General features: G+C 53.4%; 21 protein-coding genes. 14 read left to right on the forward strand and 7 right to left on the reverse strand.

Features of this window, described 5'->3' with window-relative positions; translation table 11 throughout:
• Nucleotides 1-7: 7 nt before the first annotated feature.
• The gene (locus tag DK507_RS12660; protein ID WP_109356721.1) at nucleotides 8-370 is read right to left on the reverse strand and encodes a DUF3597 domain-containing protein; all 363 of its coding nucleotides are present in this window, start codon (nucleotides 368-370) and stop codon (nucleotides 8-10) included.
• Between the two features lie 237 nt (nucleotides 371-607).
• Between DK507_RS12660 and DK507_RS12665 the strand changes: the two genes are divergently transcribed.
• Together DK507_RS12665 and DK507_RS12670 are read left to right on the forward strand one after the other, a co-directional pair.
• A complete protein-coding gene (locus DK507_RS12665) occupies nucleotides 608-1,183 on the forward strand; it encodes a DUF937 domain-containing protein (RefSeq protein WP_109356722.1) in 576 nt (191 codons plus the stop codon).
• Between the two features lie 21 nt (nucleotides 1,184-1,204).
• Nucleotides 1,205-1,585: a hypothetical protein gene (locus DK507_RS12670; RefSeq protein ID WP_109356723.1), complete on the forward strand. Its 381-nt coding sequence runs from the start codon at nucleotides 1,205-1,207 to the stop codon at nucleotides 1,583-1,585.
• Nucleotides 1,586-1,608: 23 nt separating this feature from the next.
• Here DK507_RS12670 and DK507_RS12675 read toward each other — a convergent pair whose 3' ends face one another.
• Together DK507_RS12675 and DK507_RS12680 are read right to left on the reverse strand one after the other, a co-directional pair.
• Nucleotides 1,609-2,067, reverse strand: a complete 459-nt coding sequence (locus DK507_RS12675; protein ID WP_109356724.1) for an NfeD family protein — start codon at nucleotides 2,065-2,067, stop codon at nucleotides 1,609-1,611.
• An 18-nt stretch (nucleotides 2,068-2,085) separates the two neighbouring features.
• Complete coding sequence (locus DK507_RS12680; RefSeq protein WP_109356725.1) at nucleotides 2,086-3,045, reverse strand: SPFH domain-containing protein; 960 nt, start codon at nucleotides 3,043-3,045, stop codon at nucleotides 2,086-2,088.
• Nucleotides 3,046-3,146: 101 nt separating this feature from the next.
• Here DK507_RS12680 and DK507_RS12685 point away from each other — a divergent pair, with 101 nt between their 5' ends.
• The 5 genes from DK507_RS12685 (at nucleotide 3,147) to DK507_RS12705 (ending at nucleotide 8,206) form a co-directional block, all read left to right on the forward strand.
• The gene (locus DK507_RS12685) at nucleotides 3,147-4,661 is read left to right on the forward strand and encodes a M28 family peptidase (RefSeq protein WP_162559040.1); all 1,515 of its coding nucleotides are present in this window, start codon (nucleotides 3,147-3,149) and stop codon (nucleotides 4,659-4,661) included.
• Between the two features lie 63 nt (nucleotides 4,662-4,724).
• Nucleotides 4,725-6,191, forward strand: coding sequence for an IMP dehydrogenase (guaB, locus tag DK507_RS12690; protein ID WP_109356727.1), 1,467 nt, complete (start codon nucleotides 4,725-4,727; stop codon nucleotides 6,189-6,191).
• 12 nt (nucleotides 6,192-6,203) lie between these two features.
• Nucleotides 6,204-6,413: a hypothetical protein gene (locus tag DK507_RS12695; RefSeq protein WP_109356728.1), complete on the forward strand. Its 210-nt coding sequence runs from the start codon at nucleotides 6,204-6,206 to the stop codon at nucleotides 6,411-6,413.
• Nucleotides 6,410-7,588 (forward strand): RsmB/NOP family class I SAM-dependent RNA methyltransferase, encoded by a 1,179-nt coding sequence (locus tag DK507_RS12700; protein ID WP_109356729.1) that lies wholly within the window; start codon nucleotides 6,410-6,412, stop codon nucleotides 7,586-7,588. Before DK507_RS12695 ends, DK507_RS12700 begins: the two co-directional genes overlap by 4 nt.
• 84 nt (nucleotides 7,589-7,672) lie before the next feature.
• Nucleotides 7,673-8,206 carry a lipopolysaccharide assembly protein LapB gene (locus DK507_RS12705; RefSeq protein ID WP_109357673.1) on the forward strand — a complete coding sequence of 178 codons (534 nt, stop codon included), beginning with the start codon at nucleotides 7,673-7,675 and terminating at the stop codon, nucleotides 8,204-8,206.
• Nucleotides 8,207-8,212: 6 nt separating this feature from the next.
• Here DK507_RS12705 and DK507_RS12710 read toward each other — a convergent pair whose 3' ends face one another.
• The 3 genes from DK507_RS12710 to DK507_RS12720 are packed head-to-tail and all read right to left on the reverse strand — an operon-like array spanning nucleotide 8,213 to nucleotide 10,624.
• Nucleotides 8,213-9,163, reverse strand: coding sequence for a YdiY family protein (locus DK507_RS12710; protein WP_109356730.1), 951 nt, complete (start codon nucleotides 9,161-9,163; stop codon nucleotides 8,213-8,215).
• 31 nt (nucleotides 9,164-9,194) lie between these two features.
• Nucleotides 9,195-9,683, reverse strand: coding sequence for an RNA pyrophosphohydrolase (locus DK507_RS12715; protein WP_109356731.1), 489 nt, complete (start codon nucleotides 9,681-9,683; stop codon nucleotides 9,195-9,197).
• Nucleotides 9,680-10,624: an alpha/beta hydrolase gene (locus DK507_RS12720; protein ID WP_109356732.1), complete on the reverse strand. Its 945-nt coding sequence runs from the start codon at nucleotides 10,622-10,624 to the stop codon at nucleotides 9,680-9,682. Before DK507_RS12720 ends, DK507_RS12715 begins: the two co-directional genes overlap by 4 nt.
• Nucleotides 10,625-10,824: 200 nt before the next feature.
• On the opposite strand from DK507_RS12720, the gene DK507_RS12725 reads away from it, so the two are divergent.
• From DK507_RS12725 to DK507_RS12755, 7 genes are all read left to right on the forward strand, one after another.
• On the forward strand, nucleotides 10,825-12,714 hold the full coding sequence (locus DK507_RS12725; RefSeq protein WP_109356733.1) for a 2-oxoacid:acceptor oxidoreductase subunit alpha: 1,890 nt from the start codon (nucleotides 10,825-10,827) through the stop codon (nucleotides 12,712-12,714).
• Nucleotides 12,711-13,739 (forward strand): 2-oxoacid:ferredoxin oxidoreductase subunit beta, encoded by a 1,029-nt coding sequence (locus DK507_RS12730; RefSeq protein WP_109356734.1) that lies wholly within the window; start codon nucleotides 12,711-12,713, stop codon nucleotides 13,737-13,739. The genes DK507_RS12725 and DK507_RS12730 overlap by 4 nt, the downstream gene beginning before the upstream one ends.
• A 208-nt stretch (nucleotides 13,740-13,947) precedes the next feature.
• A complete protein-coding gene (locus DK507_RS12735) occupies nucleotides 13,948-14,970 on the forward strand; it encodes a metal-dependent hydrolase (RefSeq protein ID WP_109356735.1) in 1,023 nt (340 codons plus the stop codon).
• Entirely contained in the window at nucleotides 14,967-16,358 is a 1,392-nt protein-coding gene (locus DK507_RS12740; protein ID WP_109356736.1) for a deoxyribodipyrimidine photo-lyase, read from the forward strand. The genes DK507_RS12735 and DK507_RS12740 overlap by 4 nt, the downstream gene beginning before the upstream one ends.
• 164 nt (nucleotides 16,359-16,522) lie before the next feature.
• Nucleotides 16,523-17,305: an SDR family oxidoreductase gene (locus DK507_RS12745; protein WP_109356737.1), complete on the forward strand. Its 783-nt coding sequence runs from the start codon at nucleotides 16,523-16,525 to the stop codon at nucleotides 17,303-17,305.
• Between the two features lie 66 nt (nucleotides 17,306-17,371).
• Nucleotides 17,372-18,631: a cyclopropane-fatty-acyl-phospholipid synthase family protein gene (locus tag DK507_RS12750; protein WP_109356738.1), complete on the forward strand. Its 1,260-nt coding sequence runs from the start codon at nucleotides 17,372-17,374 to the stop codon at nucleotides 18,629-18,631.
• A 16-nt stretch (nucleotides 18,632-18,647) separates the two neighbouring features.
• Nucleotides 18,648-19,880 carry a serine hydrolase gene (locus DK507_RS12755; protein ID WP_254054376.1) on the forward strand — a complete coding sequence of 411 codons (1,233 nt, stop codon included), beginning with the start codon at nucleotides 18,648-18,650 and terminating at the stop codon, nucleotides 19,878-19,880.
• On the opposite strand, the gene DK507_RS12760 is transcribed toward DK507_RS12755, so the two are convergent.
• A complete protein-coding gene (locus DK507_RS12760; RefSeq protein WP_109356739.1) occupies nucleotides 19,873-20,574 on the reverse strand; it encodes an SDR family NAD(P)-dependent oxidoreductase in 702 nt (233 codons plus the stop codon). The two genes, DK507_RS12755 and DK507_RS12760, sit on opposite strands and share 8 nt — an antisense overlap.

Here is a 20,574-nt window from a genome sequence, read left to right on the forward strand (position 1 = left end):
TGAATAATCAGTCTTTCAATTCAGCCGGAACAATGCCGCCATTGGCTGCAATTTCGGACATGACGCGCTTGTGCAGCGCGATATTGTCTTCTGCCGATCCACTATAGCCCGCATTGCCGAGTTCCTGTGCCAGCGCCTTACGGTTTTCATAGCTCGCGTCAATCTGGACGAGCTTCATCAGGTCCACAATCGATGTGCGCCAGTTCAGCTTGTCTGATCCTGGAATATTGTCGAGCCTTGCAGTAACATCCACTTCGGTAATGGCTGCGCGAGCCGCTGGCGCTGCTTCTGCCGCCGGGGCAGCTTCTGGCTCAGCGGCTTTTGCTTCACCACCGAAAATTGCGTTTTTGATTTTTCCAAATATGCTCATGATGTGCTCCTCTTTGGTTTCCTTGGGTCTTGTCATTCGCCCCTTCGATGGTTTCTTCGGTGTTACAGCCCGCAGAGTCAAATACCGGAAGCCGAATTTCGGCCGATTTATAGGTTTCCCGAGTGTAAACACTGGTAAAGCTTTCCCGTTGCGCGTTTAGGCGGGGAAAAATCTGGTACAAAGGGCCCCTGAGAACAGAATCAAAGCAGAAATTTTTGGGATTAAAGGAGACCGGTGATGAATATTTTGGATGTTTTGCAGCAATCTGGTGGCATCGAAACAATGGCGCGCGAACTGGGTGTCAATGAAAGTGTCGCTCAAGCGGGGGCTGCGGCACTGCTTCCATCTATTTTGGGGGGATTCAAGAAAACAACGCAGGCACAACCCACGGGTTTGGATGGACTGGGCGGTCTGCTGGGACAGCTAGGCGGTGGCGGACTGCTCGACAGTGTGCTAGGCAGCCAGCCTACACCGGTGAGCCAGGGCAATGAAATTCTCGGTCAGATTTTTGGATCGAAAGAAGTCAGCCGTACAGTTGCTGCCGGTGCAGAACAGCAAACCGGTATTAGTAGTGATTTGCTCAAGAAAATGCTTCCCATCGTTGCGATGATGGTTGCCGGCTATATGGCAAAGCAAAGCGGAGACAGTTCCGGTAATGGAGGCGGCTTGGGCGGCCTTATTGGGGGGCTTTTGCGTGGTGGTTCCAAAGCCTCTTCCGGCGGACTTGGCGGGTTGGGATCATTGCTTGATCTGGACGGAGACGGAAACCCTCTCGACGACATTATCGGCATGGCCGGTAAGCTGACCCGCTAATATCAACGAAGGAGACGATCAATGGGACTTTTGGACAATGCACTGGGCATGTTGCCCGACAATGTGAATTTGGACAGCTTGGCCGAGAAAGTTGGCATGTCGGCCGATGAATTAAAATCCAGCGGAGAAGCGCTTTTCACGAAACTGCAAGATGGCAGCGTTGATAAAGCAACTGCGATCAAGGAAGCTGCGGCAGAAGCCGGTGTCGATGCAGAGAAGTTAAAAGGCCTGATGCCCGCCATGGCTGAAAAAGCGGGTCTGGATGGCGAAGGTGGTCTGATGGAAAAACTCGGAGGAGAAGACGGCATCCTTGGTAAAGTCAGCGGTTTCCTCGACCGGGATGGCGATGGCAATCCGCTGAATGACATCACGGACATGGCCAAGGGTTTCTTTAAGAAATAAAGCCCAACCGGGATGTGCGGCGTTCAAGTGATCTGATCGGGCATTTCTTCCAGGATCAAGACGCCGTTTTCGACATCAACAATGCGCGCGGTCTCGCCCTTTTTCAGGGCAGGGCCGCGGGCAGACCATATACCGTCAGCCACTTTGACACGCCCAGATGTTGCGTTAACCGGCTTAACGACTGTTACTGTCGTACCAATAAGTCGCGCGGCGCGGTCATTGAGCAACGGGTCCTCGCTTTTCACGACATTGGTCAGATACCAGCGGCGACCCAGTAACACACTGGCGATAGTAGAAAGACCAAATAACGTGAGTTGACCGGCGACGGTCAGTTCAATGAATGTGCTGGCAATGCCGGTCACTGCCGCTGCCGCCGCAACCCAGATCAGGAAAACACCGGGCACGAAAATCTCGGCCAGCGCAAGCAAAGCTGCCAGTGCCAGCCAGACATAAGCGGGGTCAGTAGATAGCAAGTCGGTCATATCGTGCCTGTACTTTGATTACTGCTCAAACGGGCCCTTGCGTTTTGGCTTCGCTGGCGGTGTTGATGGAGCCTGGTCGCCCAGTGCTTCCTTGGCAAGTTCGCCAATACCGCCCAATGCGCCGATCAGCTGTGTAGCCTCAACCGGGAACAGGATGGTTTTCGCATTGGGTGAAGTGGCGAATTTCTCAACCGCCTTGACATAGTCTTGTGCCACAAAATAGTTGACCGCCTGCGCATTGCCGGACGCGATAGCCTCGGAAACCATTTGCGTTGCTTTGGCCTCGGCTTCTGCTTCGCGTTCACGTGCCTCGGCATCCCGGAAAGCAGATTCACGGCGGCCTTCTGCTTGTAGGATTTGGGCCTGTTTTTCACCTTCGGAGCGCAGGATTTCAGAAGCGCGCGCGCCTTCGGCATCGAGGATATTCGCTCGTTTTTCACGTTCGGCTTTCATCTGTGTGGCCATAGCATTGACTATATCTTGGGGCGGACGAATATCTTTAATTTCCACTCGAGTGATTTTGATCCCCCACGGTGTGGTTGCATCATCAATCACGGTCAGCAGGCGGGCGTTAATCTCGTCGCGTTTGGACAGCGTCTCATCAAGATCCATGGACCCCATCACGGTCCGTAGATTGGTCGTTACCAAGTTGAGGATCGCGTTATACAGGTCATTCACTTCATAAGCCGCTTTCGCCGCTTCGAGCACCTGGAAAAACACCACACCGTCAGTGGAGATCATCGCGTTGTCTTTAGTAATGATTTCCTGTCCAGGTATATCCAGAACCTGTTCCATCATATTGACTTTGCGGCCAACGCGATAAAGAAACGCAGGAAAGAAGTTAAAGCCCGGCTTGGCGATAGTCGTGAAGCGGCCAAAATATTCAATCGTATATTCATAGCCTTGTCGGACGATCTTTATGCTTGCAAAAAGATAGACGATCACGACGATCAGAACGAGCAATAAAAGAAATTCCATGTCTTGCTGGCCTCCAAAAATTTACAACATCATTGATTATTCTCTCCATAATGCCAAGGAAAAAGCGAATATTCCCCTCAAGAACAAGGTTACCATATTCCATGCGTTTTTGTTTTGCCGTCGCCGCTCTGATTTCTTCGTTCTCAATGACGGCCCATGCGGAAGATATTTCAGAAACGGATTTGCGCGCTCATATCGAGATATTGGCGAGCGATGATTTCGGTGGCCGGAAGCCGGGGACCGAAGGGGAAAACAAGACCCTTCAATATATCGCGACGCAGTGGCAGCAGGCCGGACTGGTACCCGCAGCCGGATCGTCATCCTGGTACGCGCCGGTAGCTCTGGTGGACAGGACGCCATTGGAACAGACCGTGCGTTTCTCGCGGTTTAAGGGCGAGCGGGAAAAGACTATTCGGATTGATGACGATCAGATCATGCTGCGCTCTGCCATGCAGTCGGGCCGATCGACCAATGTTCCTGTCGTACATGTCGGTTATGGCAACCAAAGCGCTGATGCGCTGGCAAAAGCCGTGTCGACCAAATTGGCTTTCATCTTCGTGAGTTCGCCAATTGGAGCCGAGGATTTTCCGAGCTATCGTGAACGCAAAGCCAAAGTCCTGGCCGCTGGTGCATGGGGAGTCATCTCAATTGCGGGTAGTGAAGCACGCTATCCCCGCCTGGCCAGACGCTTTCGCCGCGCCAGCACCAATATCAACGCTGATGGATATCATGCCGGTATGGAAGGCATTATCACCGAGGCGGCGGCGGAAAAGCTGCTGCGCAAAGCTGGTATCGACTACAAACAACTGGCCAAGGATGCGGCCTCGGGCGCGTTTAGTCCGGTGGAAACAGGTGTCTATGCAGATCTGACGTCCAGTACCCGGGTGCGATCTTATCAATCCCACAATGTCATTGGAAAAATTCCCGGACGCAAACTAGGCAGCGGTGCCGTGCTGTTTCTTGGTCATTGGGATCATCTTGGTGAATGTCGCCGGGAGCCCGCCGTAGACCGAATCTGCAATGGCGCGGTCGATAATGCCAGCGGTATCTCGCTGTTGATCGAAACTGCTAAGCGGCTGGTGAAGGATCGCCCGGATCGGGATATCTATTTTCTCGCGACCACGGCGGAGGAAAGCGGATTGCTTGGCGCCCGGGCCTTTGCCGCTGATCCTAGCTTCCCATTGGAAGATCTCGTCGCTGTGTTCAATGTGGACACCGTGGCTTTGGCACCAGATGGCAAGCTGCTGGCGGTTGTTGGGCGCGGTAAAACAGATTTGGATAAGGATCTTGAAAAAGTCGCTGCTGCTGAAGATCGGGAAATAGACAAAACGGACAAAGCTAATGCTTTTCTGAAGCGTCAGGACGGTTATGTTTTCCTGGAGAAAGACATTCCGGCCTTTATGATCACCAGCGCTTTTTCAGATCAGGAGCGTCTCGATAGCTTTTTGAACGGTCGCTATCACGGTGTTGATGACGAAGTGGATGAAACACTTTTGTTAGGCGGTGCCGCAGACGATGCGAACTTCCATGTTGCGTTGGGTCGCTATTTCGGCAGTGTCGACACCTATCCTTTGAAAGATGGCGGGAATCTTGGGACGAATAGTGCTGGCGAATAGTTTCAGAACTGATTACATGGGCCGCCACAGAATCGAATTCAGCATATCAGAAAGTGGCCTTCCATGAGCAGCAGAGAAATCCGAACCGGACTAACATTTGACGATGTTCTGTTGCAGCCCGGTGCGTCCGATATCGTTCCGAGCCAGGCCAATACCCACACTTGGCTGACCAAGGAAATCGGGCTTAATATTCCGGTTCTGTCTTCGGCGATGGATACCGTGACAGAGGCTGACATGGCGATTGTCATGGCTCAGATGGGCGGCATTGGTGTGCTTCACCGCAATTTGACGCTGGAGCAACAAATTGCTGCGGTACGGCAGGTAAAACGATTTGAATCCGGTATGGTTGTCAATCCGATCACCACAGCCCCGGATGCGACCTTGGCAGACGCCGAAGCCACCATGTCGCAAAACAAGATATCAGGTATTCCTGTGGTGGAAGCGAGCGGGAAACTGGTTGGCATATTGACCAACCGTGATGTCCGCTTTGCAGAAAATCCGCGGCAGCCTGTCTCCGAACTGATGACGAAGGATGACCTGGTCACGGTTCCGGTCGGAGTCAGTCAGGAAGAAGCCCGTAGAATGCTCCACCAGAGGCGCATTGAAAAACTGTTGGTGGTTGATGACGGCTATCGGTGTGTGGGACTAATCACCGTCAAGGACATTGAAAAAGCGGTGACCTATCCCGATGCTACCAAAGATAGTTCGGGGCGTTTGCGGGTCGCCGCCGCTTCAACGGTTGGCGATGCCGGTCTGGAGCGGACCGAAGCGCTAATTGATGCGGAATGTGATCTGGTCGTTATCGATACAGCGCACGGCCATAGCAAAATGGTTTCGAAAGCGGTGGAAGAGGTCAAGAAGCGCTCCAACCAGACGCAGGTTATTGCCGGAAACGTTGCCACCGCTGCTGCAACACGGGCGCTGATTGACGCTGGCGCAGATGGCATTAAGGTGGGTATCGGTCCGGGGTCCATTTGTACGACCCGTGTGGTTGCTGGAGTGGGCGTGCCGCAATTGACCGCGATTATGGATTGCGCCGAAGAAGCGGCCAAATCCGGTGTACCCATTGTCGCAGATGGCGGCCTCAGAACATCGGGCGATGTCGCCAAAGCGCTGGCTGCTGGCGCATCATCGGTCATGGTCGGTTCGCTGCTGGCCGGTACCGAAGAGGCACCGGGCGAGACGTTCCTTTATCAGGGGCGTGCCTACAAGAGTTATCGCGGCATGGGGTCCGTTGGGGCGATGGCGCGCGGATCTGCGGATCGCTATTTCCAACAAGATATCAAAGACCATATGAAACTGGTACCTGAGGGGATTGAAGGTCAGGTGCCATTCAAGGGGCCTGCCGGCGATGTGGTACATCAACTGGTCGGCGGTGTGAAAGCAGCCATGGGCTATACTGGCTCCGAAACATTGCAGCATTTGCGGGAAAATGCCGAGTTTGTGCGGATTACCAATGCTGGTCTGCAAGAAAGCCATGTGCATGATGTCTCTATTACTCGGGAAGCACCCAATTATCCGACGCGTTAAAAGGGCCGGTTGATGGTCGAACTGAAAGTCTTTTTTTTGTTACTGGTTTGGCCCGATGGGCAGGATCAGGCCGAACCCTTATGGACTATGGAAACCTTCGAGAACGTGGCCGCCTGTAAGGACTATGCCGCTATAGCCATAGAGGATGCGACGAAGAAATACGGCGCTGATATTCAAACGCAGTATCATTGCTTGAACAAAGACAGCCGTATCGCCGAATGACCCCTTCGGCACGCCTGCAAGCCGCTATTGAACTGCTCGACGAGATCATCGTTGCAGCACGGGATAGTGGTGCATCAGCCGACAATATTACCAAGAAATTCTTCAAAGCACGCCGATATGCGGGCTCAAAAGATCGTCGAGCTGTCCGTGAGCATATCTACGCGGTTATTAGACGCTTTGGCGATCGACCGGAGAGTGGGCGGGCCGCTATGGCTGGATTGGCGGAGGAACAATCCGAATTGCGGGATTTGTTCGATGGCTCAGCTTATGGACCGGCTGCGCTTACGGAAAATGAAGCACGAGCCGGTGGAGTTTCTATAGCAAATTGGCTTTCGGATCGGTTTGCTGCGTTGATCGACGATAAAGAGAAGGCCGTGTTGTTTGACCGCGCGCCACTCGATATCCGGCTGAATCCCAAAAAGGGCGATGCTAAGGCGATTAAGGGCGCATGGCCGGAAATCGAAACATTGCCTTTGCCTAACGCCTATCGCTTGCCGACCGGGACAAGCGTCGAGAATAGCAAGGCTTATAACAGCGGCCAGATCGAAATTCAGGATTTGGGCAGTCAGGCAATAGTAGCAGCCTGCCTGCTAGAGGAACCCAAGCTGGTTTTGGATATGTGTGCGGGGGCAGGGGGTAAAACTCTGGGGTTGGCGGCGCAGTTGCCGGATCAGACCCGCATCATTGCGGCCGATACGGATCGCGGGCGTCTGAGCCGCATTGAGCCGCGCTTGCGCCGGTCCGGCGCCAATAATATCGAAACTCTGCTGCTGTCGCCGAACAAAGAGGGTGAAATGCTGGCTCCGTTCAAGGGTAAATGCGATCTCGTACTTGTTGACGCGCCCTGCACGGGAACTGGTACGTGGCGGCGGAATCCTGAACTGCGCTGGCGGATGACGCCAAAGAGACTTGATCAAACGGTAAAATTGCAAGCGCGATTGCTGGAACTGGCTGGTGCAATGGTCGCTCCGGGCGGCCAGCTGGTCTATGCGGTTTGTTCGCTTCTGGATGCTGAAGGCGGCGACCAAACGGAGAATTTCGTCAAAAACCATCCAGAATGGCGGGATATAGAGGTTGATTTGCCGATAGGGCGGCCATATCGTAAAGGAACTCTACTCACCCCGTATCAAGACGGAACGGATGGCTTTTATTTTACCTGCCTCGAAAAATTGTGATAGCAGATCATGACAGGCACCGGCATGTTCACCGAACGTGCAGGTGGCTCTGTTAGAAAGCCTGAGTCTTTATTGGAGCTAATTATGCGTTTTTCACCCGCCGCCCTTGCGATGTCCCTGGTTTTAGCCACTGTTTCCAGTGCCAGTTTTGGCCAGTCAGCAGATGTGGAGATCAAGGCTCGTTCGGTAGCCTATATGCAGCAGGGAGAAGCCGCGCAGAAAAAAGGTAATCTGGAGCTGGCCACAGACCTCTATGAGACCGCCTTGGCTGTTGATCCACGAAACGGGTCTGCCTTTATCGCTATGGCCCAGATCGCACGAGCTCAAAAACTGCCGGGTAAAGCCATAAGATTCTACCGTGAGGCACTGATTCTCGATCCAAACAATCTGGATGCATTGGCTGGACAGGGCGAAGCGCTGGTTCAGCGCGGTGCGGTTGAGAAAGCGAAAATCAATCTGTCACGGATCGAAACATTGTGTCGGACCCGTTGCCCGCAAACAGCGCAATTGTCTTCTGCTATTACCGCCTCTCAAAAGACCCCGGTTCTCTCTGCTCAGGCGGTGACACCGAAACCGAAAGTCGGCGATGAGAAAGCCGATGACGTTAAACCTAACTGATCTGTTTCAAAAATCGTAAACTAAGGTAGCGCGGCTAAGCGTGTCCGTTTTTTCGCGTCCGTCTGGCGGATTTGTCTCGTGTTCAATCGCATAGGAAAGGCGCGCGGACAGCTTTCCATTAATCTTGGCATCCAGTCCCGTCGTGGCTGTCAGCGTATTTGTACCGGAGGAAAATATCACATTGGCGCTCGTCAGGCTTTGCGCATCCGAAGCTAATGTTGCGCCTGCGCCCTGAGTCAGTTTCAGATTTTTGGCGATTTGCCAGCCCAGATCAAGACCGATCAAGCCGGCGATACTGCTATCCGACCCGCCTTCGGTAAATTCGGTGAGCCGCCAGGCAGGTCCGGCTTTCACATCTAGGAAAATGTCTTTCTCTTTGATCACGGTATAGCCGATCCCGCCAGAGACCGTGTAGCGTGAAGAAAAGCCCTGAAACCGGTCTCGATCATACTGTGCCAATCCATAGATGAAGAGGCGGTCATCAATCTTATACTCTGGTTCCAGCGCGGCTGCATATTGCTCTCTACTGGTCACGCCGTTGCTGCGTTGATAATCGGCGCGTGCACGAAATTTCAGGCGCCAATCGACGGCATCCTTCGCCAGTTTGATTCCGCCACTTATGCCAACATTGCTGGAGTTACCGGTGTTGCGAAAGCCGCCGAGCTCTCCTTCACCCGTCCAGTTTTCGAAAAAGGGCGCTTCCATTTTTGCCTTTTTTTCGGCTGCTGCGAGCTGTGTTTTCTTTGCGGTATATGCTGCGAACATTGCATCAATTTCGGCAACATCATCGGGATTCGCGACTTTGGCAAACTTAACAACGGATCTTACCTCCGCGTCTTTGCCGGACGCAATGGCTGCCTCAATCATGGCCTTTACCGGTTCAGGAAGAGCTGCTTGCGCTGGCGATACCATGCCAGCAGCCGCTAGTGAAAACGGCCAAACTATCTTCTGCAACATACTATATTCCCGTAACTATTCCAGTTTACACTCAGATCAGCGGTCCAAATTCCTTTAATATTGCGCGATAAAGATCTCGTTTAAATGGCACGATCATTTCGGGCAAATCTGATGGATCGGCCCACCGCCAATCCGAGAATTCCGCATGGTCCGTAGCGATATTGACATGCTTGTCTTCGCCTGTAAACCGCATCAGGAACCAGTATTGACGCTGGCCCCGGTATTTTCCCTTCCAGATTTTTCCCAACAATTCGTCGGGCAGATCATATAGATATTCCTCTGCACTGCGGGCTATGATCTGAACAAGATTGGCAGAGATGCCGGTTTCTTCTTCAAGCTCGCGTATTGCAGCCGCCTCGCTTTCCTCACCCTTGTCAATTCCACCCTGCGGCATTTGCCAGGCATCAGGATATTTGCTGTCCTGCGCATCCAGTCGCTGCCCGACAAAGACTTTGCCATCTGTGTTGGCAAGCATGATGCCGGCGCAAAGCCGATAAGGAAGGTGGCTGAAATCGATCATAGAGCGGCCAGTGTCGCTTTCAGAGCGTTGCAGATGTCATCAACATCTTGTTGCGAGGAGGGAATGCCCTTGCGCAGGCAAATTAGCCCATGAATATTGCCTTTGGCTTCCATGAAGGTCACCGGAACACCGGCTTCAATCAGCTTGGCAGCATAGGCGCGGCCTTGATCCCGGAGCTGGTCTAGACCGCCGGTGATCAGCACCGTAGGCGGACTGCTTGCCAGATCTCCATGGATAGGATCGCAGCGCACGTCGCCGGTGACCCCGGCATAATGACCCATGAAATAGTCCATTGAATCCTTGGTCAATAAAAAGCCTTCCGCAAATTCCTGCATTGAGCCTTCGGATGCCGTGCTATCAACAACAGGATAGATCGGAACCTGTGCAATAACCGGCACTGCGGCCGGTTTTTTGGCCAAGTCTTGTGCCACCACAATCGCCAGATTACCCCCCGCGCTGTCGCCGCAGGGGATCAGGCCGTCTATTTCGATGCCAAGAGCGCTACTGGCATTTTCGACTATCCATCGGGTAGCCGCTTCACAATCATCCGGAGCAGCTGGAAAGGGAGCTTCCGGGGCTAGCCGATAGTCTACTGCAATCAAGGGCAAATCCATTTGTGCCGCCATTTCGGTGCAATAGGGATGATGGCTTTCCAGATCGCCAATCACAAAACCGCCGCCATGGTAGAAGATGATTGCCGGCCCTTTTTCCCGCGTTGCCCGTTTGTCATAGTAGCGCAGCTTGATATCGCCAGCGGGCCCCGGACAGGTCAGGTCTTTGATGACCGCGAGTTCCGTGGGTTCTGCGTCGACCAGAAAACGCATGCCGACATAGGCTTCGCGCGCGGCAACCGGTTCCATCTGGTCCATCGGAACCTCCATGGCCGTTTCCAGCATCGCCAGCATTGCCTGGGCATCGGGTCGCACAAAAGCCGTTGTCATCCTCTTATCTCCGTATTGTTGCATATTGATTTGCTACTGATCCTGTGGCGAGTAGATCAGCCGGGGTTCACTACGCAAGATGTAATCTATGTCTCCCGTTTCAAACAAAAACTTTATCCCTAGTAGTTTTTATGGTTTGAAGCAGAGGGGAGAAGTGCTTTACCGCAACTTCTAAAGAGTTTTGGGTACGGAAATTATATATGGCTACGGCGCTTAAACAGGACGATTCAGACAATAACCAGCCGGCGAATGCGGAGAATGTCGTCGTTCGCTTTGCTGGTGATAGCGGCGATGGCATGCAGCTTACCGGCGGGCAGTTTACCTTGTCGACGGCATTGGCAGGCAGCGACCTCGCGACTTTCCCAGATTTTCCGGCTGAAATCCGGGCACCACAGGGAACGCTTTTCGGTGTTTCCGCTTTCCAGATTAACTTTGGCAGCCGAGCCATTGAGACCGCGGGCGACCAGCCTGATGTCCTGATTGCAATGAACCCCGCTGCATTGAAAACCAATGTTGATGCGCTGCGCAAGGGCGGTTTGATCATTGCTGACGAAGGCGAATTCGGGAAACGTAATCTCGACAAAGCCAAATATGAGAATAATCCGCTGGAAGATGGCTCGCTGGCTAAATGGCAGCTACTTAAACTGGATATTTCCGCGCTGACGCTGGAAGCGGTGAAACCTTTTGGGCTCGGCAATAAGGAAGCCCTGCGCTGTAAAAACATGTGGACGCTGGGTCTGGCGCTCTGGATGTTCGAGCGCGAGCGGGGGCCAATTATTGACTGGCTCAAGACCAAGTTTGCGAAATTGCCCGATGTGGCTGATTCCAACATTGCTGCGTTGAATGCGGGTCATGCTTACGGCGAAACCGCCGAGCTTTCCGGTGACGGTCTGGGCAGCGGTCATCTGACCACGCGGAAAGTGGGTGCGGCGCCATCTGCACCTGGTGAATATCGCACGGTGACCGGTGCGGAAGCGCTGTCGCTCGGTTTGGTTGCTGGTGCGCAGCTCGCTGACTTACCGATGTTCTTTGGCGGTTATCCGATCACACCGGCCTCCGCCATTCTGCATCACTTATCGCGCTTGAAAGAATTTGGCGTCACGACTTTTCAGGCTGAAGATGAGATTGCCGCGATCGCGGCCGCTATCGGCGCAAGCTACGCTGGCAAATTGGGTATCACATCCTCATCCGGCCCGGGTATCGCGCTGAAGGGCGAGGCCATGGGACTTGCGATCATGACCGAACTTCCGCTGGTGATTGTCAATTCACAGCGCGGCGGACCTTCTACCGGGCTGCCAACCAAGACCGAGCAATCGGATCTTTATCAAGCCATTTATGGCCGCAATGGTGATGCGCCAATGCCGGTCATCGCGGCGCGTTCGCCGGGCGATGCATTTGAATGTGCGATTGAAGCGGTACGGATAGCAGTGCAATATATGACACCAGTCATGCTACTCACAGACGGCTATATCGCCAACGCGGCAGAGCCGTGGAAAATTCCAGATGTTGATGGCCTGGAACCTTTCCCGACCACGTTCCTCGACACGATGCCGGAAGACGGCTTGAAACCCTATGCGCGGGATGAAAAACTCGCACGACCATGGATTAAACCGGGTACGCCGGAGCTGATGCACCGGATTGGCGGCATCGAAAAAGGCATTGATACCGGCCATATTGACTATGGTGCGGCCAATCACCAGCAGATGACTGAAATCCGCCGCGACAAGGTTTTGGGTGTTGCCGATAGCATCCCCGATCAGGATGTTGCGCTGGGCAAAGCAGGCGGCAAGCTGGCTGTTGTAGGTTGGGGGTCAACCTTTGGACCGATCCATCAGGCGGTGCGCCGCGCTGTGGAGGCTGGAAAAGACGTCAGTCATATTCACATCAGGAACGTTTGGCCGATGCCGAAGAATATGGGTGAATTACTGAAAAGCTATGACCGGGTGATCGTACCGGAAATGAATACCGGGCAGCTGAAAACGGTCTTGCGCGATCAATATCTGATCGATGCAAAGCCTGTAAACAAAGTATCGGGCCAGCCCTTTACCATTGCCGAAATTGAAGCGGCAATTGAGGAGAATCTGTCATGAACGAGATGACGAAAATCACGACGCTGAAAGACTGGGAAACCGATCAGGAGGTACGCTGGTGCCCGGGTTGCGGTGACTATGCGATCCTGAAAGCGGTGCAGCGGACGATGCCGGATCTCGGCGTGCGTCCGGAAGATACGTTGTTTATCAGTGGGATCGGCTGTTCTTCTCGCTTTCCTTATTATATGGAAACTTACGGTTTTCACACGATCCACGGCCGCGCACCTGCAGTGGCGACGGGTGCAAAGTTGGCCAATCCGGAACTTGATGTCTGGATCATCACTGGTGATGGCGATGCGTTGTCCATCGGCGGCAATCATACGATGCATCTGTTACGGCGAAATCTGGATTGCCAGATCATGCTGTTCAACAATGAAATTTATGGCCTGACCAAGGGGCAATATTCTCCGACATCTCGGGTGGGAACCAATACGCCGTCCACACCTTATGGTTCCGTCGATCGTCCTGCCAGTCCCTGCGCCTTTGCGCTGGGTTCCGGTGCACGGTTCATTGCGCGTGGTATCGATGTCCACAAGGATTTGACCAATGTTCTGAAAGCCGCCCATGCGCACAAGGGTGCCGCTTTTATCGAGATTTTTCAAAACTGTATCGTCTACAACAAAGACGTATTCGAGGAATTTGCGGCTAAGAAAACCGCCGCTTCTACCCAACTCCTGCTCGCCGATGGTGAGCCGATGCTGTTTGAAAAAGGCGAAAAGGGCATTACGCTGGATCGTGAAACCCTGTCGTTGAAAGTGGTTGATGTGGTCGATGGTGACTGGCAGGCCGCCAATGTGATTGTCCATGATGTTACCAATCGTTCGGTCGCACATATGCTCATTGAAATGCCGTTCGGGGAATTCCCGATGGCTATCGGTGTGCTCTATGATGATCCGCGTCCGACATTCGAAACAGCTGTCGTTGAGCAAAATGCGCAGGCGGCAGAAGGCAAGAAGGCGGATCTGCAGGCGCTGCTTAACAAAGGGCAAACCTGGACTGTGACCGAGGACGGGCCGGAACTTTAGCGGCCTTTTCCAGCACTTGATGCTTGCAAAGTAAGATTTGCTTTGCCAGCATGCTGCCAGGGTTGCGGTCCTTTTCGCCACACTATGGGGTGGGGCGATTCTGCACGGAAATTACGTCACTCATATGAAACAGCTTAACCGAAGATGACGGCCGTTTTGCGTATAAAATGTATAATTTGTCGATCCGGTTTAGGCGGCTTTCGGTTACATGGATAATCTGACCCATAGTCTTGCCGGCGCCGTTCTCGGTCAACTCGGCTTGAAAAAGAAAACCGGTCTGGGCATGGCCACATTGATAATTGCGGCTAATATTCCCGATATTGACGCGTTTGCGACACTGCTCGGCGGCCATCAACATCTCGCCATTCGTCGCGGTATTACGCACGGGCCGATTGCAATGGTGATATTGCCGTTACTGCTGACCGGCTTCATGCTGTGGTTCGATCGCTGGCAAACGAGGCGCGGCAAACGGCCTGCCGATCGCTTGCCGATTCACAAGGGCTGGCTGTTGGCTTTGGCCTATATTGGCTGCCTCAGCCATCCTGCGCTGGATTGGCTCAACAGCTATGGTGTCCGCCTGCTCGAACCTTTTTCCTCGCAATGGTATTATGGCGACAGCATCTTCATCATCGATATCTGGATCTGGGCTGCGCTGATTGCCGGCGTCTGGATATCACGGCGACGCGAGAAAAAGGGCAGGGATGACTGGCAACGGCCGGCATGGGTGAGTTTTACCGTGATCTGCGCGTATATTTTTGCCAATGGGTTGATTACCGGCAAGGCCGAAACAGATACTGAACTGGCGGTTACCCAGCATGTAGGACAAAAACCGGATCAGGTAGTTGCGAATCCCGTACCGGTCACTTTCTGGCGGCGTGAAATGCTTTGGCAAATGGGCACAGGTGTTAATGCCAGATATGGTGAAGCGATGTTTGATCTTATCAATCCGGAGCCTTTTTATTGGAAAGGTGAATGGATAGAGAATGATGCAACCCAAGCGATGGTTGAGAAAGCCAAAAGATCAGATCCAGATGTAGACGCATTTCTGTTTTGGTCGAGAATGCCAGTTTTGCAGAAGGACAAGGATGGTACATCTGAAGAAGGGGTGACCTTGAACATTTCCGACATGCGGTTTCGCAACCCTCTGGTTCAGGATCGTTTTGCAGTTAGCACTGTAACATCGAATGATGAAAATCCCAGTGCAGGAGAAACCGCTATAGGTGGTCAATGACCTCGCCTACGATCCTCTGGTTGCGCCGGGACCTCCGCCTTTCGGACCAGGCCGCGGTTGCAGCAGCCTCTGCCAAAGGCTCCGTCATCCCGGTTTATGTCCTCGACGACGAAACACCCAAGCACCGAATTATGGGCGGAGCTTCGCGCTGGTGGTTGTATCATAGCCTGACATCTCTCGACACGGATCTGCGGGCTAGAGGATCGCGGCTGATCTTACGTCGCGGTAGTGCGGCCAACATATTGGCTCAACTGGCTCAGGAGAGCGGCGCCCAAGAAATTCATGCACTGCATCATTATGAACCTTGGTGGCTTAATGCGCAGAAGGACTTGCGAGCAAAATTGAACGGCAATGTCGAACTCGTCCTGCACCATGGCAATTATCTACTGCCGCCCGGAACACTGAAAACCGGTAGTGGTGGTCCTTACAAAATCTATACGCCATTCTGGAAGTCCCTGCGCGAGCGCATGCCGCCAGCGGCAGCGATTGCCCCTCCAAATGCCCTGAACGCGCCTGACGCCTGGCCGGACAGCGAAGCTTTGGATGACTGGAACCTGCTGCCTACCAAGCCTGATTGGGCAAAGGGGTTTTCAGACCATTGGACGCCCGGTGAAGAAGGTGCGCAGGACAATCTTGAATCTTTTGTCGATAAAGCCGAGGAGTATAATGAAGGGCGTAACCTGCCGTCGGAGCTACTGGTATCGCGCCTCTCTCCGTATCTGCATTTTGGGGAAATCAGTCCCGCAACCATCTGGAACAGGGTTGCCGGGCAGGGGACGAAAGTCGAGACTTATCTTAAAGAGTTGGTCTGGCGCGACTATGCGCAAAATGTCATTCAGCAATTCCCGCAATATGGCGGGGAAAGCTATCGTGAAAAATTCCGCGGGTTCCCGTGGCGCGACATGTCTGAGCCCAAGGTCCGCAAGGACTATGACGCCTGGTGTCGCGGTCAGACCGGCTATCCGATTGTCGATGCCGGTATGCGGGAATTGTGGGCGACCGGATGGATGCACAACCGCGTGCGCATGATCACGGCCAGCTTCTTGATCAAGCATTTGCTGATCGACTGGCGCGAAGGCGAGAAATGGTTTTGGGACACTTTGGTCGATGCCGATTTTGCGTCGAATAGCGTCAATTGGCAGTGGACGTCCGGAACCGGTGTCGACAGCAATATGTTTGTTCGCATCATGGCACCGCTTACCCAATCGGAAAAATTCAATGCAGGAGACTATATTCGCAAATGGGTGCCGGAACTGGCGGATATCAGCGATCCCTATATCCATGATCCCGAGGAAAGCGGGGCTAAACCGCCGAGCTATCGTTCAAAAATCATTGCGCACAAAGAGGCGCGCGAACGGGCGCTGGATGCCTATGCGCAAGTGAAGTGAGGGAAAGGATTGAAATGGCTGAGATATATGCTTATTCATCCGAACAATCGAAAAGAGGATATCAGGTCGATGAATAAGTAGGTTGCCTTCGGGCAAATCAAAATGAAACCCTTCAGTCCGCTGGGCTGGACTGGATATTTTGACACCTTCATTCAGGATCTTTTATGCACAGACTATCAGGAAAATTTTGCGTTATCACCGGTGCTGCTCGCGGCATTGGTAAAGCCATTGCCAAGGCCTTTATCGACGAGGGGGCAACGGTCCTTTTGACCGATAAGGACGCCGAAACATTGGCGCAGACTGGACAAGAATTGGGAAGTCCCACCCTTGCCCTCGATGTCGAAAAGGAAGCGGATTGGGAGCATCTGGCCGAGCTGCATCCCACGGCGGACGTCGTCGTCAACAATGCTGGCATTACCGGATTTGAAGCGGGCGTAGCGCCCCATGATCCGGAAGATGCGTCGCTGGAAGACTGGCGGGCGGTACACCGAGTCAATCTCGATGGCACATTCATGGGATGTCGCTATGCTATTCGCGCGATGAAGGAAAAGGGAGCGGGCTCGATCATCAATATCTCTTCCCGTTCCGGCATGGTTGGCATACCAAGCGCTGCTGCCTATGCGTCATCCAAGGCGGCGATCCGCAACCACAGTAAATCGGTCGCCCTCTATTGTGCACAATTAGGATTAAATGTTCGCTGCAACTCCATCCATCCGGCAGCGATCATGAGCCCGATGTGGGAACCCATGTTAGGAGAGGGTGAGTATCGCGAGGTCGCGATGGCCGCGATGGTAAAAGATACGCCGATGCAGCGTTTTGGTGAGGCTGAAGAGGTGGCGGCGGTTGCTGTGCTGTTGGCTTCGGACGAGGCGAGCTACATCACTGGTACCGAGATGACGATCGATGGCGGCATTTTAGCTGGCTCCGCTGCCGCACCCGGTTCTTGAGGTGATGGCCATAGATAGGGATAGTAACGCATTGCCAAGCAGTTACCACTGGTCCATATTTGCATCATGAATGCGGAGGCACCAAAACGAGGCAAGCACCTGCTTGACGCGCGTAAGCGCTTCGGGACAGGGGGCGGATTGTTCGCGCGCCTGACCGCGCCGGGCTTTCACCGGATATTGGACCGGATCGACGCCGGCATGGATCATGGCACGTTTGAAGGCAAATTGCCCGATGGCACCACTCGCATTGTTGGTGGACGTGGCGAAGGGCCAATGGCGGAAATCACGCTCCATAGCTGGACAGCTTTGTTGCGTCTGGTGAATAGCGGTTCAGTTGGCTGGTATCGCGCCTGGGAACTCGGCGAGTGGGAAAGTCCGGACTTGGTGCCGGTGTTTGATCTATTCACGCGGAACCGTGCTGGATTGAAAGACACCGGGCGGGCTGCCGGTATATTTCGATTTATTGCCAAAATGCGCCATTCGCGGCGGCATAACGACAAAACACGCGCTCGGCAGAATATCCAATATCACTATGATCTGGGCAATGACTTCTACCGCCTGTGGCTCGACGAAAGCATGAGCTATTCCAGCGCATTGTTCGAAGATGCGGAAGGAAAAGCAGAAGCGCTAGACGAAGCGCAGGCGAAGAAGGTTGCGGCGATAGCCAGCCGTCTCGATACCAAGCCCGGTCAGAAGGTCTTAGAGATCGGATGCGGTTGGGGATATTTGTCGGGAACACTGGCGCGAGACCACGGGCTGGACGTAACCGGTATTTCTTTATCCGACGAGCAAACCGAATGGGCGCGCAAGCAATATCCGGAGGCCAATTTCCTGATTCAGGATTATCGTGACGTAGATGGACAATATGACGCGATTGCCAGCGTTGAGATGGTCGAAGCGGTCGGGCAGAAATACTGGCCGGACTTTCTGGATTGCGTGGCGCGCAATCTGAAACCCGGCGGACACGCTGCCATTCAATATATCAGCATCGCCGATGATATTTTCGAACAATATGCCGCCAGTGCTGACTTTATTCAGACCTATATATTTCCCGGCGGAATGTTGCTTTCGGAAAGGCGGTTTCGAGCGCTTGCAGAAGAGCGCGGACTGGCATGGTCGGATCACCGCGACTTTGGTCCTGACTACGCGGAAACGCTGAAAATCTGGCGCGAGCGTTTCGATAAGGTCGTCGATCAAGGCAACTTACCAGCCGGATTTGATGAGCATTTTGTTCGGCTTTGGCGCTATTATCTTACATATTGTGAAGGCGGCTTCAGGGGCGGCGGTATCAATGTCTCGCAAGTTACTTTAACAAAAGAAAAATGAAAAACAGGAGTGGACCATGAGTTTGGGGAAAAAACTGACATTGGCAATGACGGGTGTTGGACTATGTCTGGCGCTGCCGGGTTGTGAGAAGGTCAAGGAAGTAGCTGCTGATGCAGCTGGACTGCCTACAGACAAGAACATTCTGTTCTGGACAGACGATCAGCGCAACAAAGCCTTTCGTATGATGGATACGCTCGTTCCATCAAACACGATCGCGGCTGGCGATGCACCGAAAGTGCTGGAGCAGGGCGAAGCGTTCCCGAAAGAATTTGAGGTGGATGGGAAGATGCTATCTGTAGATCAGTATATGGCTGATCAGCGTTCGGCTGGCATTGTGATATTGCAGGATGGTAAAATCCGGTTGGAAGAATATCGGATGGAATTCGGCAAGGATGATCGCTGGACATCTTTTTCTGTAGCGAAATCCTTGGTGTCAACAATGGTCGGCGCGGCCATCAAAGACGGCTTCATCAAGTCAATCGATGATCCGCTGACAGATTATATCCCGGAGCTAAAAGGTAGCGGCTATGACGGGGTGACTGTCGAGCAGCTTTTGACCATGACTTCCGGCGTCAAATGGAACGAGGATTATGCCGATCCCAAATCCGATGTAGCGCTGTTCAATAATACCAAGCCGGTTGACGGTGTTGATCCGATTATCGTGTATATGAAGACGCTGGAAAGCGAAGCAGAACCCGGCACACGTTGGCAATATAATACAGGTGAAACCAATCTCATTGGAGTGCTGGTAGCCAAAGCGACGGGCAAGACGATATCTGAATATCTCTCCGAAAAGGTCTGGGCGCCTTATGGCATGTCACAGGACGGGGAATGGCTGCTCAATGAAGGAGGCAAGGAAATCGGCGGTTGTTGTATTTCCGCGACCGTGAGGGACTATGCGCTCTTTGGTCAACTCGCAATGAATGGCGGTATGATTGGTGACGAGTCGATCGTACCTGAAGGGTGGTTTGCCAAGGCTGGAACCAAACAGGCCGATATCGATATTCCCGGCCGCGGTTATGGCTATCAATGGTGGACTTTTGATGACGGCAGCTTTGCCGGTCAGGGTATTTTCGGGCAGGGGATATTCATCGATCCGGCTCGTAAATTGGTTGTCGCCAGTAACAGCAATTGGCCAAGTGCAACCCCGGAAGAGCAGGGCGCTCAACGCATCGCCTTTTTCAATGCGGTGAAAGCCTATCTGGATTCAGAGAATGGAGAAGCAACCGAAACGGCTGCTGTTAACTGATATCGAAACGCTCGCCGGTTTCAAAATCGCTGGCGAGAATTTCAACCATGCGATCTGCCACGACCTCAGGCGGTTTGACCGATTGCGGGTCTTCGCCGGGATAGGCGCTTGCTCGCATATTGGTTCGAGTGCGGCCCGGGTTGATTATAGCGGTGCGTAATTTTCCAAGGTTACGCATCTCTTCGCCATAGCTGATGACCAGCGTTTCGAGCGCGGCTTTGGAGGCTCCATACGCGCCCCAAAAGGCACGGGGAGATCGGCCGACGCCGCTGGTTATGGCGAGTAGGCGGGCATCTTCGCTTTTGCGCATCATCGGATCGAACGCAGCGATCAATGCTTGTTGCGCGATCAGGTTGAGTGTCAAAAGACTATTGAATTCCTTCCCGTCAATGGCTGGAACGGGTGTTAACGTCCCAAGCATGGCGGCATTGAGGACCATAATATCAAGCGCTTCCCAGCGATCCGAGATGGCGTGAGCAAGGCGACCGATGCTATCGCCATCGGTCAGATCAAGAGGCGCGATAGTAGCATGTCCGCCGGCCTGGTGAATCTTCTCTTCTACCTCTTCCAGGTCTTTTGCAGTGCGAGCCGTCAATATGACATGGGCACCTTTCGCCGCTAACGCGATCGCAGTAGCAGCGCCAATACCACGGCTTGCGCCGGTGACCAGCGCCAGTTGATTTTCAAAACTCAT

The organism is Sphingorhabdus sp. EL138, from assembly GCF_900258045.1.
In the GTDB taxonomy this organism is placed as follows: Bacteria; Pseudomonadota; Alphaproteobacteria; order Sphingomonadales; family Sphingomonadaceae; genus Parasphingorhabdus.